This window comes from Bradyrhizobium huanghuaihaiense (assembly GCF_025200885.1).
GTDB lineage: Bacteria > Pseudomonadota > Alphaproteobacteria > Rhizobiales > Xanthobacteraceae > Bradyrhizobium > Bradyrhizobium huanghuaihaiense.
Genome location: NZ_CP104172.1, coordinates 4,092,512 through 4,106,374, shown reverse-complemented (window position 1 = coordinate 4,106,374; position 13,863 = coordinate 4,092,512). Strand labels below are relative to the sequence as shown.

17 protein-coding genes are annotated in these 13,863 nt (G+C 65.5%); 10 read left to right on the top strand and 7 right to left on the bottom strand.

Annotated elements, in window-relative coordinates; genetic code table 11:
* Window positions 1-51: 51 nt before the first annotated feature.
* Complete coding sequence (locus N2603_RS19630; protein WP_018646939.1) at window positions 52-450, top strand: ACT domain-containing protein; 399 nt, start codon at window positions 52-54, stop codon at window positions 448-450.
* A 103-nt stretch (window positions 451-553) separates the two neighbouring features.
* Here N2603_RS19630 and N2603_RS19625 read toward each other — a convergent pair whose 3' ends face one another.
* Window positions 554-955: a RidA family protein gene (locus tag N2603_RS19625; RefSeq protein WP_260390031.1), complete on the bottom strand. Its 402-nt coding sequence runs from the start codon at window positions 953-955 to the stop codon at window positions 554-556.
* A 219-nt stretch (window positions 956-1,174) separates the two neighbouring features.
* Window positions 1,175-2,020 carry a cell envelope integrity EipB family protein gene (locus tag N2603_RS19620; RefSeq protein ID WP_260390030.1) on the bottom strand — a complete coding sequence of 282 codons (846 nt, stop codon included), beginning with the start codon at window positions 2,018-2,020 and terminating at the stop codon, window positions 1,175-1,177.
* Between the two features lie 230 nt (window positions 2,021-2,250).
* Between N2603_RS19620 and N2603_RS19615 the strand changes: the two genes are divergently transcribed.
* The 4 genes from N2603_RS19615 (at window position 2,251) to N2603_RS19600 (ending at window position 5,313) form a co-directional block, all read left to right on the top strand.
* Window positions 2,251-2,718: a RidA family protein gene (locus tag N2603_RS19615; RefSeq protein ID WP_014494672.1), complete on the top strand. Its 468-nt coding sequence runs from the start codon at window positions 2,251-2,253 to the stop codon at window positions 2,716-2,718.
* 5 nt (window positions 2,719-2,723) lie between these two features.
* Window positions 2,724-3,470 carry a glycerophosphodiester phosphodiesterase gene (locus N2603_RS19610; RefSeq protein WP_260390029.1) on the top strand — a complete coding sequence of 249 codons (747 nt, stop codon included), beginning with the start codon at window positions 2,724-2,726 and terminating at the stop codon, window positions 3,468-3,470.
* A gap of 106 nt (window positions 3,471-3,576) precedes the next feature.
* Window positions 3,577-4,818, top strand: coding sequence for a GNAT family N-acetyltransferase (locus N2603_RS19605; protein WP_260390028.1), 1,242 nt, complete (start codon window positions 3,577-3,579; stop codon window positions 4,816-4,818).
* Between the two features lie 66 nt (window positions 4,819-4,884).
* Window positions 4,885-5,313, top strand: coding sequence for an HIT family protein (locus N2603_RS19600; RefSeq protein WP_018646934.1), 429 nt, complete (start codon window positions 4,885-4,887; stop codon window positions 5,311-5,313).
* A gap of 149 nt (window positions 5,314-5,462) precedes the next feature.
* On the opposite strand, the gene tsaA is transcribed toward N2603_RS19600, so the two are convergent.
* The 4 genes from tsaA to N2603_RS19580 form a co-directional block, all read right to left on the bottom strand.
* The gene (gene tsaA, locus N2603_RS19595) at window positions 5,463-5,954 is read right to left on the bottom strand and encodes a tRNA (N6-threonylcarbamoyladenosine(37)-N6)-methyltransferase TrmO (RefSeq protein WP_260390027.1); all 492 of its coding nucleotides are present in this window, start codon (window positions 5,952-5,954) and stop codon (window positions 5,463-5,465) included.
* A 34-nt stretch (window positions 5,955-5,988) separates the two neighbouring features.
* Entirely contained in the window at window positions 5,989-6,339 is a 351-nt protein-coding gene (locus tag N2603_RS19590; protein ID WP_260390026.1) for an AzlD domain-containing protein, read from the bottom strand.
* Window positions 6,336-7,076 (bottom strand): AzlC family ABC transporter permease, encoded by a 741-nt coding sequence (locus tag N2603_RS19585; protein ID WP_260390025.1) that lies wholly within the window; start codon window positions 7,074-7,076, stop codon window positions 6,336-6,338. Before N2603_RS19585 ends, N2603_RS19590 begins: the two co-directional genes overlap by 4 nt.
* A gap of 228 nt (window positions 7,077-7,304) precedes the next feature.
* A complete protein-coding gene (locus N2603_RS19580) occupies window positions 7,305-8,222 on the bottom strand; it encodes a lytic transglycosylase domain-containing protein (RefSeq protein WP_425248995.1) in 918 nt (305 codons plus the stop codon).
* A gap of 141 nt (window positions 8,223-8,363) precedes the next feature.
* On the opposite strand from N2603_RS19580, the gene N2603_RS19575 reads away from it, so the two are divergent.
* Entirely contained in the window at window positions 8,364-9,380 is a 1,017-nt protein-coding gene (locus N2603_RS19575; protein ID WP_260390023.1) for a TRAP transporter substrate-binding protein, read from the top strand.
* A 72-nt stretch (window positions 9,381-9,452) separates the two neighbouring features.
* On the top strand, window positions 9,453-10,091 hold the full coding sequence (locus N2603_RS19570; RefSeq protein ID WP_260390022.1) for an HAD family hydrolase: 639 nt from the start codon (window positions 9,453-9,455) through the stop codon (window positions 10,089-10,091).
* Here N2603_RS19570 and N2603_RS19565 read toward each other — a convergent pair.
* On the bottom strand, window positions 10,043-11,137 hold the full coding sequence (locus N2603_RS19565) for a carbon-nitrogen hydrolase family protein (protein ID WP_260390020.1): 1,095 nt from the start codon (window positions 11,135-11,137) through the stop codon (window positions 10,043-10,045). The two genes, N2603_RS19570 and N2603_RS19565, sit on opposite strands and share 49 nt — an antisense overlap.
* Before the next feature lie 185 nt (window positions 11,138-11,322).
* On the opposite strand from N2603_RS19565, the gene N2603_RS19560 reads away from it, so the two are divergent.
* The 3 genes from N2603_RS19560 to N2603_RS19550 all read left to right on the top strand — a co-directional run bounded on the left by N2603_RS19560 (window position 11,323) and on the right by N2603_RS19550 (window position 13,750).
* Window positions 11,323-12,279, top strand: coding sequence for an AraC-like ligand-binding domain-containing protein (locus N2603_RS19560; RefSeq protein ID WP_260390019.1), 957 nt, complete (start codon window positions 11,323-11,325; stop codon window positions 12,277-12,279).
* Window positions 12,280-12,371: 92 nt separating this feature from the next.
* Window positions 12,372-12,608 carry a hypothetical protein gene (locus N2603_RS19555; RefSeq protein WP_260390018.1) on the top strand — a complete coding sequence of 79 codons (237 nt, stop codon included), beginning with the start codon at window positions 12,372-12,374 and terminating at the stop codon, window positions 12,606-12,608.
* 116 nt (window positions 12,609-12,724) lie between these two features.
* Window positions 12,725-13,750, top strand: coding sequence for an aldo/keto reductase (locus N2603_RS19550; protein ID WP_260390017.1), 1,026 nt, complete (start codon window positions 12,725-12,727; stop codon window positions 13,748-13,750).
* Window positions 13,751-13,863: the final 113 nt, after the last annotated feature.

The following is a 13,863-nucleotide window of genomic DNA, read 5'->3' as shown; positions in this document are numbered from 1 at the left end:
CAATGGCTGCGCGGGGGCTCAAATGATCTTGGCGGCTCGGGGGCTAGCACCGTGACAGGCGAACGCGATCTCGACGCGCTGCTGCGTAACATGAAGCCGGAGATCCTGGACGGCATCTTCGTGTTTTGCGCGCTTGCGCCGGGCACGAGCATTCCAGCCACCATCAGCCCGATGCTGACGTTCCGCGAACGCGAAGGAACGACGCTGGTGCTCCTGCACGAGGAGGCCGAACGTGCCGGACTGCGCCATGAATTTCGCTCGCGCCTGATCAGCTTGACGGTTCACTCCGCGCTCGATGCGGTGGGCTTTCTGGCGGCGATCACGGCGCGCCTCGCCGAAGCCGGCATCAGCGTGAACGCCGTGTCGGCCTTTCACCACGACCATCTCTTTGTGCCGGTCGACCAGGCCGATGAAGCGATGGCCGTTCTCCTGGAGATGTCCGGCGCGTAGCCCGGATGAAGCGCAGCGCAATCCGGGACAGTATATCCCCAGCGACCGGTTTCCCGGATTACGCTTCGCTCCATCCGGGCTACGATATCATTCCGTCCACACCTCAATCCGCAACCGCCACGGCCTCGATCTCGATCAGCCATTCCGGCGCAGCGAGTGCGGAGACGCCGACGAGGGTCGAAGCCGGCGGCTCCATGCCTTCGAAGAAGACCGAGCGGGCCTTGCCGATGATCGGGCGCAGCTCCGGCTTGTAGTTCACGACGAAGGTCGTGATCTTGACGATGTTGGAATAGCTCGCACCGGCCGCCTTCAGCGCCAGCCCGAGATTCTGCATCACCTGCGTGGTCTGCGCGGCGATATCGCCCTCGCCGACAATCCGTCCTTCCTCGTCGGTCGAGACCTGGCCGGAAATGTAGATGGTGCGCGCGCCGGTGGCGGTGACGACGTGGGAATAAGCGGGATTGTGATGCAGGCCGCTGGGGCGGAGATGGTCGAGCTTGGGCATGGAGGGGCTCCCGGAGTTTTGTGGTTGGGAGAGAGCGTAGCTGGAGAGTGTGACGAGAGCTAGTCTGTCACTACGAGGAGCAAAGCGGCGAAGAGAGATCTCGTAGGGTGGGCAAAGGCGCACAGCGCCGTGCCCACGATCCTGCAGCTCGCCTGGGAAGTGTTGGGCACGCTACGCTTTGCCCACCCTACGGCAGTGCTCGCGCAGAGGCATCCGCCCTCAATTACAGGGCTTGCTGTCCTTCGCGTCGAACTTGCCCATCGCGCCTGAGATGACGAAATCGTTGTAGTCGAGCACGAGCTGGCGCGAGACGCCGTTCTCGTAGAGCTCGAACGCCATCGCGTAGATCGGGGTCTGCTCGCCTTCCTTCTGTTGGGCCTCGCGGTCGAAATAGCTGACGGTGACCGGCCAGCGCTTCAGCGACTTCATGTGCTCGTCGGACGTCGACGGATCGGACGAGGTGGCGCGGTCGACGGTGATCGGCTGGCCGATCACGGTGAGCGTGTTGTAGACCTTCTGGCCGTCGTCGGAGCCGTCATAGACCGAGAGCTCGAGCAGCGACTTGCCGTCCTTGGCGGCGGCAATGATGCGCTGGATCTGCTCGGTCGGGAACACGATCTTGCCGTCGAGCGTGAAACTCTTCGGCGCCGGCAGCTTCAGCTTGACGTTGATGTGGTCGCCGTCGCGCTCGGCCGAACCGTCGACCCGGCCGGCATCGGCCTCGTTCATCCGCGTCTCGATCTTGAAGCGGTAGCTTTTTCCCGCGGCGTCCTCCCAGGAATTGGAGCGAAGGTCGCTGAGCGTGACCTTGCCCTCGCCGCTGTCGAGCTCGGAGACCTGGCGGAATTCGGAAGTGTAGCCCTCGCAGGAGCTGCCGCTGAAATTGTAGAGGATGCGGCCGCGCGCGCTGTTGACCGAATTGGAGCGCGACTTGACGAGGCGCAGATCATAAAGCGCCTGGTGCGCCAGGAACGGACCGTTGGCGGCAAGCGCCCCGCCCCCGGGGCCGAAAGCGGCCACCGCAAGCGCCATCACACCGAGCGAAGTCCGGAAAAGGTGCACCATGTCTGTTCCCTGAGGAAAGCGCAGATTCGTCATTTTAATGACCGTTCCATTGCGTCGCAACTGAGGCCGTTTCACGTAAAGTTGCGGCCCCCGCATTGAACTTGCTGGCCTGCCTCAACAAAATGCAGTCCCCTTCGGTTGCTTGCATGTGGCGGCTCGATGGGCGAAACAGGGCGCGCCCGGTCGCCTGCGGCGCCGGGGCGAATGATTTTTGGACAACGAGGTCGGACATGGCGGGCACGGTCGAGCAGAAACTGGCGGAACAGGGCATCAAGCTGCATGAGGCCCCCACCCCCGTCGCCAATTACGTGCCCTTCGTGCGGACCGGCAACTTGCTGTTCGTCTCCGGCCAGGTCTGCTTCGACCCCGCCGGCAAGCTGATCGCCAAGGGCAAGCTCGGCGCCGGCGTCTCCATCGAGGACGGGGCGGCGGCCGCGCGCGGCTGCGCGGTCAACCTGCTGGCCCAGGTCAAGGCGGCGCTCGGCGACCTCGACAAGGTCGTGCGCGTGGTGCGCCTCGGCGGCTTCATCAACTCGGCGCCGGACTTCCTGGATGGGCCGAAGGTGCTCAACGGCGCCTCCGATCTGATGGTCGCCGCCTTCGGTGACAAGGGCCGCCACGCCCGCACCACCGTCGGCGTCGCCTCGCTGCCCGCAGACGCGGCGGTCGAGGTCGAAGGCGTGTTCGAGGTCGCCTGACGCGCATGCGCGCTCCGGATTGGCTGACAGCCCGGCCGGTCGCCCATCGCGGCCTGCACGACATTTCCCGCGGCATCGTCGAGAACATGCCGGGCGCGGTGCAGGCTGCGATATCAGGCAATTTCTCGATCGAGGTCGATATCCAGCTCTCCGCCGACGGCGAGGCCATGGTGCATCACGACCATGCGCTCGGCCGCCTCACTGAGGCCACCGGCGAGGTGATCGGGAAGACCGCGGCCGAGCTGAAGGCCGTCAGGTTCAAGGACACCGACGAGCGGATGATGTCGCTCTCGGACCTCTGCGCCATGGTCGCCGGCCGCGTGCCCCTGGTGATCGAGGTGAAGAGCCGTTTCGGCGGCGACCGCAAGCTGGTGAAGCGGATGGCCGAGGTGCTGGCATCCTATGACGGCCCCGCGGTCGGCATGTCCTTCGACCCCGACCAGGTGCTGGCGCTGCGCGAGCTCTTGCCCGCCCGCCCGCGTGGCATCGTCGCGCAGCGGAGCTACGAGGACGAATACTGGGCCTACCTGACCCAGGCGCAGCGCGACAGCATGCTGTACCTGCGCCACGGCTTCCAGACCCAGCCGCATTTCGTCGCCTTCAAGGTCGACCACCTGCCGGCCCCTGCCCCCTGGCTCGCCCGCAATTTGTTCGGCTGCGCCCTGCTCGGCTGGACCGTGCGCACGGGCGAGCAGCGGACGCGGGTCGGGCAGTATGCCGATCAGATGATTTTTGAGGGGTTCGTGCCGTAGCCTCTGGCGTCATCCTGGCGAAAGCCAGGATGACTCGTGGATAGAGTTACGCGCTCCAGTTCCCGCCCCCTTGAAGTCGCTGCTGCAATGCACGATCTTGGGCGCAATGGCATCATCCGACATTACGCTCGAGGCCGTACCGTCCATTGGCGAAGTCTCGCCCGAGGATTGGGACGCCTGCGCCAATCCCGGCGGTCGCTGCACTGGGGCTGGAAACGGAACCTCATCCGCCTTTCCAGGCGATTCCCTCGGCCTCTCAAGACCCGCCTATAACCCGTTCGTCTCGCACGCATTTCTATCTGCGGTCGAGAAATCGGGTTCGGCAACGATCCGTACCGGCTGGGGCCCTCGGCATCTCGTGGCCAAGCTCGACGGCCGCGTCGCCGGCGTCGTGCCCTGCTATCTGAAATCGCATTCTCAGGGCGAATACGTCTTCGACCGCGGCTGGGCGGATGCCTATGAGCGCGCCGGCGGACGCTACTATCCAAAGCTTCAGGTCTCCGTTCCCTTCACCCCCGCGACGGGACCGCGGCTGCTGGTCCGCGACGGTGTCGACCGCGAGCGGATCAGGGAGGCACTGGCGAGCGGGCTGGTGGCGCTCTGCGGCGTCAGCAAAGCCTCGTCCCTGCACGTCACCTTCGCGCGCGAGGACGAATGGAAGCTGCTCGCTGGGCACGGCTTCCTCCAGCGCACCGACCAGCAGTTCCACTGGCACAACCAGGGTTTTGCCAACTTCGACGACTTCCTGGCAACGATGAACGCGCGCCATCGCAAGTCGATCAAGCGCGAGCGGCGCGACGCGCTGGCGGCCGGGATCACGATCCATTGGCTCACCGGAAGAGACATCACCGAGGATGCCTGGGACGCCTTCTTCGAATTCTACATGGAGACCGGTTCGCGCAAATGGGGCCGGCCGTATCTCACACGCGAGTTCTTCTCATTGATCGGCGAGACCATGAGCGAGGACGTGCTGCTGGTGATGGCCCGCCGCAACGGCCGCTGGATCGCGGGCGCGATCAACTTCATCGGCTCGGACACGCTGTTCGGCCGCAACTGGGGCGCGGTCGAGCATCACCCGTTCCTGCATTTCGAGGTCTGCTACTATCAAGCGATCGATTTCGCCATCAAACATGGCCTCAGGAATGTCGAAGCCGGCGCGCAGGGCGAGCACAAGATCGCGCGCGGCTATCTGCCGAAGACGACCCACTCCGCCCATTTCATCGCCGATCCCGGCCTGCGCCGCGCCATCGATGACTACCTCAAGCGCGAGCGCGCCTATGTCGCCGAGGCCGGGCGCGAGCTTGCCGAGCTCGGCCCGTTCCGCAAAGGCATCGACGAGGCGCCTTGACGCCTTGCCGCGGCTGGTGACAGTAAACGGAAAATTCCAAGGGTGAAATTCTCGGGAGCCCCCGCCATGACCGCCTACGACACCAACAACATCTTCGCAAAGATCCTGCGCGGCGAGTTTCCCTGCCACAAGGTCTATGAAGACGAGCACGTGTTTGCCTTCCTTGACATCATGCCGCGCGTGCCCGGCCACACGCTGGTGATCCCGAAGGCCCCTGCCCGCAACATTCTCGACATCAAGCCCGACGACTACGCCCATGTCGCGCGCGGCGCGCACAAGATCGCAGCGGCCGCGATGAAGGCGTTCAACGCCGACGGCATCACCGTGCAGCAGTTCAACGAGCCCGCCGGCGGTCAGGTGGTGTTTCACCTGCACATGCACGTGATGCCGCGCCACGACGGCGTCGCCATGCTGCCGCCTGCCAGCCGCAAGGAAGACGTCAAGGTGCTGGAAGAGAACGCGACCAAATTGATCGCGGCGTTGAAGGCGGGCTGAGATCCGTAGCCCGGATGGAGCGAAGCGCAACGGGCTACGATCTCTCCTCCTCGTCATTGCGAGCGCAGCGAAGCAATCCAGACTCTTTCCGCGGATGCAGTCTGGATTGCTTCGTCGCAAGGGCTCCTCGCAATGACGGAGGAGAGACCTCACTCCGTCTCGAAATCACCCTTCTGTGGCGCCGCCAGTGGCGTGAACTCGCAGCGGTCGGGCTTGATGTCGATCAGCGGCGTGTTGTCGATGCAATCGAGGCCGCGCACCAGAATGGCATTGCCCTCGATCCCGACCAGCTTCACGATCGAGGTGCCGATCGGATTGGGACGCACCGGCGAGCGCAGCGAAAAGGTGCCGCGGGTCTTCTCGTTGTTCTTCGGGCTCTGCAGGATGATGTCGCGGCGCGACCTGTCGAGCCAGTAGAGCACTTCGAGATTGCTGTAGAAATCGACGCCCTTGATGGCCGGCACGAACGGCTCGAAGATCTCGAGGCGGCAGATCGGACCATCCTGGCGCCCCTGCCGCGGCGTCTCCAGCCGCGAGGTCCAGGGCGTGCGGATGCGGCCGATGAAGACGAGGCCGGCATCCACGGTCGATGGCAGCTCGATGGAGACCTCGCCCTCGCGGAGCTCGTTTTCGCGAACCATAATTCCTGTTCCTTAAGCCTGTTCGCCGGTGGTTTTAGCCCAACCACCACTTGCCGGCCAGCATGAAGACTTCGCCGGTGACAACGCCCGCAAAGATCGAACGGCGGGTCAGCAGGAAAACGATCAGGCCGGCACCGACCGCGCCGTAGCGCAGAACATCAGGCACGCTGGCCAACGCCCCGGGCGGCTCGACCACGATCTGGGCGATGACGCCGGCCAGGATCGCGGTCGCGACCGCCCTTACCCAGACCAGCAGCTCGGAGCCCTCGTCGATGCCGCCGCCGAACCACAGGCCCAGCATGCGCCAGATCTGGTTGGGAACAACGCCGGCGACGAACAGCACCGCGAGCGCATGCCAATCGCCGATCGCTTGCGCAAAGCTCATGCGCGCACCTCCCGCCACCAATGCACGCCATAGGCGATGGTACCGGCCGCCACGCCGCTCACGAGGATGTCGAGGCCGGAGTTCATCTTCGCCGCCAGCGGATAGAGCAATATCCCGAGCGTCAGCGCCACGACATCAGCAACCTCGCGGCTGTTGCGCGCGGTCGAGAACAGGAACGACAGCGGCGTCAGCAACAGGATCGCCGCGCCAAGCGTCTGCGTCAGGTTGGCAGCGAGGAAATAGCCGACCGTGTTGGCGGCGAGGCACACCGAGACCAGGCCACAGCCGAGCCCGTGGACAAAGGCAATGCGCCGCTCGCGCGGCACCTGCGGCAGGAAGCGGTGGCATTCGACCCACAGCGTCACCGCGGTCAGATGCGCGGCGAAGACCAGCTCACGCCGTTTCGTCGTCGGCGTGCGCATCAGCGGCAGCACCGAAACCACCATCGGAAACAGGCGGATGGCGCTGACGGTCACGGCGATCGCCGACTGGATGATGGTGGCGCCCGAGCCGAGCGTGGTGATCAGGATGATCTGCGCCGGACCTGCCCAAACGAACAACGTCGAGCAGAGCGCCCAGAGCAGGCTGAAATGGGTGTCGTGGGCGAGCGCGCCGATGCCGAGATAGGTCACGAACAGGACGATGGTGAGGATCGTCTGCGTGATCGAGCGCAGCCCCCAGGCAAAGGCGCGCCACGGACTTTGCCATTGAGGTGAATCGAGCGGAGGGAGCGCCACGGGAGTGTTGGCCGAGGTTACGGAATCGTGGCTGCATAACGGGCAATGCGGCGCCTCGCGTCAAGAAAGCGCGCGGCGGGGCTGGCATGCGCGCGACACCCATCGCCTGTCATTCCGGGGCGGCTCAAAGAGCCGAACTACGGCGCGCAATTGCGCGCCTGAGAATCTCGAGCTTCCGGGTTCGATGCTTCGCATCGCCCCGGAATGACCAGCAGAGAGGAATGCGCCCTACCCCGCCACACCCCGGTTTCTCAGCACGAAGCAGGCGCCGCCGGCCTTGCGGATGCGGTTGCACAGATCGTCCGCTTCGCTCCGCGTATCAGCCCCGATGCGAACCTGGTAGAACGCACGCGTGCCGCGGCTGCGCATCACCGAGCTCAGCAGGCTCGGATCGCGCTCGCCGATCACGGCGCTCAGGCGCGTGACGGCGCGGGAATACATCGCCAGCGCCCTGTTGCGGTCGAACCCGGCGGCGAGCTGTACGCCCCAGATCTTTGCCGCGGCAAGCTCGACATGCTGCTCGAGCTCGGCGACGAACGGATTCGGCGCGCGCTTCAACAGCGCCATGAGGTCGCGGCAGCTCGTCGGCGGCGAACTCGGCGGTCCCTTGCCGGTGCTGCCGGCCTTGGCCCACGCGTCGACGCTCGTACCGGTGATGGCGTAGACGTAGTTGCGGGTCTGCTCCGGCATCGGCCCGGTGCCGGCGAGCCATTCCTGCACGCGGCGCGGCCCCGCGTTGTAGGCCGCCGCGGCAAGGCCGAGATTGCCGAACTGGTTGCGCAGCTCGTTGAGGAATTCGGCCGACTTCGGCAATGCCTGAACCGGGTTGAAGGGATTGAGCAGCCCGCGCTCGCTCGCGGTGCCCGGCATGAACTGTGCGATGCCCTGCGCGTGCTCGCCACTGCGTGTCATCGGCCCTACCGCATCGGCCTGGAAGCGGCTTTCCTGCCAGATCACGCGGGCGAAGAATTCCAGCGGCAGATTGGCATCGCGCGCGGCGGCTTCGACGATCAGGCAGATCGATTCCCGCGTGTCGCTCTCGCGCCCAGCCGCCGGCTTTTGCGGCGGCATCGCGAGCTCCTCGACGCTCGGCACGGCGACGTCGGTTTTTGCGGGCGAGCTGTCCCATGCCGCAGCCTGCAACATAGGGACGAGCAGTGCGACAACGAAGAGTGATGCAATTCGCGCCAACACTGCCCAAGCATCGCTGTGGCACGTGCCGGCGCGGCATGCGACAAGTTGTTCTGCCATGTGGCATCGTGCCATGGTTCGACGAGTTGCCAATATATGCTGACTGACCTGCTTCTCCCAATGCGTTCCCCCGCCAGACGGATCCGCGCGATCCTGGCCCTCGCCGCCCTCGTCCTGTCCACTGCTCCGGCCCTGGCGCAGGTCAACTGGCGGATGACCACGGAATACCCGCAAAACAACATTTCCGGCATCGGGCTCACCACTTTCGCCGATCGCGTCGCGGTGCGCACAAACGGTTTCGTGACCGTGACGAGCGCCTTCGACAACGAGCTCAAGATCAATTCGGGCGAAATGCCACGGGCGGCGCTGGATGGCCGCATCGCCGGCGGCGATGCCTTTGCCGGCGCGCTGTCCGGCCTCGACCCGGTGCTCGGCCTCTCCACACTTCCCTTCCTGGTGCAATCGGTCGAGGTCGCGCGCGCCACCAATGCGCGGGCCCGCCCGCTCTACGAGAAGGCGTTCGCAGCCCGCGGTCTGAAGCTGCTCTATCTGACGATCTGGCCGGCGACGGGCCTCTGGTCCGATCATGTGCTCGCAGGCGCCGACGATCTGCCGAAGTTGAATTTGCGCGCCTACGATGCCAATTCCAGCGCGGTGATGCGCACCGCCGGCGCCAATGCGCAGTTCCTGCCGATGGACAAGGCGCTCGCCGGCCTCAAGGAACACCAGCTGAACGCGTTCCTCACCTCCGGCGATGGCGGCGCGGGGCGCAAGCTCTGGGACTTCCTGCCGCATTTCACGGCCATCAATTATGCGATGCCGATCTCGATCGCCTTCGTCCGCAACGAGGACTTTGCCGCGCTGTCCGAGCCGCTGCAGCGGGAGGTGATGGCAGCCGCGGCCGAGACCGAGCAGAGCCAGTTCGCGCTGCTGGCCAACCGCACCGCGGAGAATTACGCGCGCATGCGCGACAACGGCGTCACCATCGCCGAGCCCGCGCCGCAATCTCTCGTCGGAGCGCTCCGCAACGCCGCGACCAGCACGATCGCCGCCTGGGAGGCCCAGGCCGGCCCGGACGCCGCGGCGATCGTCGCATGGGCCCGGCAGCAATGACGCGGGCGGGCCTTGACTTGACGTCTGATCCGACTAGCAACGGCCGACAGTCTCAACGCGGGTTCCGCCCTGATGGCCACAATCTATTTTGACCTCGACGGCACGCTGACCAACCCGAAGCCCGGGATCACCCGCTCGATCCAGTACGCGCTGGAACGGTTGAACCTGGCGGTACCCAGCGAGGACGAGCTGACTTGGTGCATCGGGCCGCCGCTGCTGGCCAGCCTGAAGAAGCTCACGGGAAGCGACGAGCTCGCCGACAGGGCGCTACTGCTCTATCGCGAGCGCTTTTCAGATATCGGCCTGTTCGAGAACGAGGCCTATGCCGGCATCGTGGACACGCTGACAACCCTCGCCGCGACGACGCCGCGCATGTTCGTGGCCACCAGCAAGCCCGCAGTCTACGCCACCCGCATCGTCGAGCACTTTGGCCTGAAGCCTTATTTCGAGCGCGTGTTCGGCTCCGAGCTCGACGGCACGCGCGTCGACAAGCGCGACCTGCTGCGCTATGCGCTCGAGGAGGCGAAGGTCGATCCGAGCAAGGCCATCATGATCGGTGACCGCAGCCACGACGTGGTCGGCGCCCGCACCAACGGCATGACCGCGATCGGCGTGCTCTACGGCTATGGCAGCGAGGCCGAGCTGCGGGACGCCGGAGCGCATCATATCTGCGCGGCGCATCCGGATCTGCTCGGCCATTGCGTCGCGTAACGTAAGCCCGTCGTCCCGCGATTGCGGCAATCAGCTCGCTGCTGCGGCAATATCGTGGGTTCGATCGTGTCCACCGGCAGCGCGAACTGCTCGACGCGGTGGTATCGCTTCTTGTTCAGCAGCAGCCGCGTCACGTCGGGCCGCGAATAGTGCCCGGCGGGATCAGCGGCGTTCTTGGCGACGCCGATGGCGCCGAGGTCGATCTCGGCAATCAACAGCCCCTCCTGGTCCGGCGCGAGCTTGTCGCCGATCTGGCTGCCGTCGGGGCCGTAGATCGCGGCAAACCCGCCGCCGGCATGCAGCAGCACGTGCTTGTCCGGCCGGTCACAGAGCTCGTCGATCATCGACTGTGACACGATCGCGCACGGCGCAAGCACGAAGCATGAGCCCTCCACCGCATAGACGCGCGAGGCGGCATTGTTGACCTCGGCACCGAGCGCGGGTGCAAAGGGATCGTAGAGCGAAAAGCTTGGCCAGGCCGCAACATGCACCTGCTCGTTCTGGGCGTACATCGCGTATTTCGACAGCGGCTGCAGATGCTCCCAGCAGCACAGCGCGCCGAGACGGCCAATGTCGGGCCGCGCATGCACGGCGAGATCGCTGCCGTCGCCCTCGCCATAGACGGTGCGCTCGGCATGGGTCGGGCGCAGCTTGCGGCGCTTCGCGATCGTCTCGCCCTCGGGGCCGATCAACCATTGCGCCAAGTATAGGCTGCCGCCGTCGCGCTCGGACAGGCCGATCACGGCGGTGAGCTTCGCCTTTCGCACGGCATCGCGCAGGCGCTCGGCCTGCGGGCTGTCGTAAGAGAGCGAGTTGTCGAAATAGCGCTGCACGAAGCCGCGGCCGATCGCCCAGGCCGGCGAGTCCATCCAGATATGCCAGGGGTAACCGGGGATGAAGGCCTCCGGAAAGGCGATCAGCTTCGCCCCCTTCTCGGCCGCCTCCTTGATCAGCGCGATCGACTTGTCGATCGAGGCATCGAGATCGAGCCAGGCGGGGGCCGCCTGCACCACCGCCACCTTGTATCTGGGATGTTCGATGCCCATGGCCACCTCCATTGCCGGTTGATCACGGACCGCGTCCGATGCAGTCTATTTGGCCAAGCTGGCGGCCGGGCGCTCGACCATGGCGGCACAAAAACTCGACCGGACGGGATCGCCGCCCGGTACGGGATTTGGCTGGATCTGCGCCAATTTGCGATTTTGCGGGATGTGAAAGGGAGGGTGTCCAAATGCCAATCCAGTTCACGACGGACGGCAGCCCCGGCTACCGGCGGCTCGCCCTCTGGCAGGACATCGTCTGCGACGTCTTCGTCGGGCTCGACTGCAAGTCCGACCTCGGCAGCGCGTTCCACGGCTCGGTGACGCAAGCCCCGCTGGGCAAGGCCGTATGCTCCGACGTCTGCTCCGACCGCCAGCACGTATTCCGTACCCCCTTGCGGATCGCGCGCTCGGATCAGGATTTCGTTCTCATCGCGCTCGGCAATCGCGGCGACGGCGGCGTGGTGCAGGACGGCCGCGAGACCGTGATCCATCCCGGCGAGTTCGCGCTCTACGACACGACGCGGCCCTATGAGCTGAAATTCAATGACAGTTTTACGCAGACCATCTTCAAGGTGCCCCGCGAAATGCTGCAGCGGCGGCTCGGCGGCACGGAGACGCTCACCGCGATCTCGTTCGGTGCCGATGTCCCTCTCGAACGGCTCGCCTACGACTTCATCTTCAGGCTCTGCCAGAGCGCGGACCGGCTTGCACCTAACAACGCCGCCGCCCTGTCGGAGCAAGCCGTCGATCTCCTGGCGATGGCGTTGAGCGAACGGCTCGGCACGACCTCGCTGCCATCCTCGACCCACCGCTCCGCCCTGCTCTACCGGCTCAAGGCACACGTCCGCGCCCACCTCGCCGATCCCGATCTGTCGCTGGCGGAGACCGCCGCCGCGCTTGGCATCTCCCCGCGCTATGTGAACGATCTGCTCGCCGACGAGGACACCTCATTCCAGCGCCACGTCCTCGCCGAGCGTCTCGCCCAATGCCGGCGCGACCTCACCTCGCCCGTGCTGGCCAACCGCCACATCAGCGAGATCGCGTTTGCCTGGGGTTTCAACGACCTCTCGCATTTTGGCCGCGTCTTCCGCGAGCATTTCGGGATGTCGCCGCGCGATTTCAGGCAGAGCCAGTTGCCTCACTGAGCAGCCATCTTCGCCAGCCTTCGCCTGTAGCGAAGGCAAGGCTCGCCAATTCCAGATTGTCTTGTCACGCCGCGTGCCTCAGGCTGGTGCGCATGAGGACTCACGCGACGATAGGCGGATCGGAGCTGCTGCTGAGCGTGATCGCGATCCGGCTTGCGGTGCTGGTCGTGGTGGGATGGGGTTTGACTCTGCTGCCGAAGCAGGCTCGCAATAGTGACCTCGCCTGCGTTCCCTCACCCGTTGCAAGGAGCGAGACCCAGGTCGCAGCGAAGCCGGTCGGCCCGCGCATTGCCGATGCTGCACTCGATGACATGCTTCGGCACGACTAGCCGGCTCCGAAGCAAGGCCGGTATGTGAGCGTGTCGTAGGACAACGCGCCTGCTTGCACTAACATCCGCCGCCAAGGCCGCGCCGATCAATCAGCGGCCAGCCGAGGAGCCTATCGATGGAATACCGACGCTTGGGCCGGTCAGGCCTCATGGTGCCTGCTTTGAGCCTGGGAACGGGCACGTTCGGCGGCGTCGGCCGCCTCGCCGCCTGGGGCACGACGGACGCGACCGAAGCACGGCGTCTTCTCGATATCTGTCTCGAGGCCGGCGTGTCGATGTTCGATACTGCCGACGTCTATTCGCTCGGCGAGTCCGAGCGCGTTCTGGGTGAGGCCATCAAGGGCCGCCGCGACAAGGTGCTGGTCTCGACCAAGGCGACATTCCGCTTCGGCGACGGCCCCAACGACATCGGCTCGTCACGCCAGCACCTGCTCGCAGCCATCGACGGTTCGCTGAGCCGGCTCGGCACCGATTACATCGATCTGTTCCAGCTCCATGGCTTCGATGCATTCACTCCGCCCGAGGAGGTGCTTTCAACGCTCGACGTGCTCGTGCGCGCCGGCAAGATCCGTTATGTCGGCGTTTCGAATTTTTCGGGCTGGCATCTGATGAAGTCGCTCGGTGTCGCCGACAAGCACGGCTTCCCGCGCTACGTCGCCAACCAGACCTACTATTCGCTGATCGGGCGCGACTACGAATGGGAGCTGATGCCGCTCGGCCTCGATCAGGGGATCGGCGCCGTGGTCTGGTCGCCGCTCGGATGGGGACGCCTCACCGGCAAGATCCGGCGCGGCCAGCCGAAGCCGGAAGTCAGCCGCCTGCCCAAGACCGCCGACTTCGGCCCGCCCGTGCCGGACGAGCACGTCTACCGCGTGGTCGATGCGATCGACGAGGTCGCGAAGGAGACCGGCAAGAGCGTCTCGCAGATCGCTCTGAACTGGCTGCTCCAGCGCCCCACCGTCTCGACGCTGATCATCGGCGCGCGCAACGAGGCGCAGCTGCGCGAAAATCTCGGTGCGGTCGGTTGGTCACTCACCAAGGACCAGGTCGCAAAGCTCGACGCGGCCAGCAAGGTGACGCTGCCCTATCCCTACTGGCACCAGCGCACGACCTTCACCGACCGCAATCCGCCGGCGGTGTGACGAGCGCCCTTGAGCTGCATCGAGCCTGCTTGGGCCTTCTGATCACGCCCTGGCCGATCACGGTGGCGTTCGCCGCGCCGCTCGCCGGGCGCCTGGTCGAGCACTATCCGGCC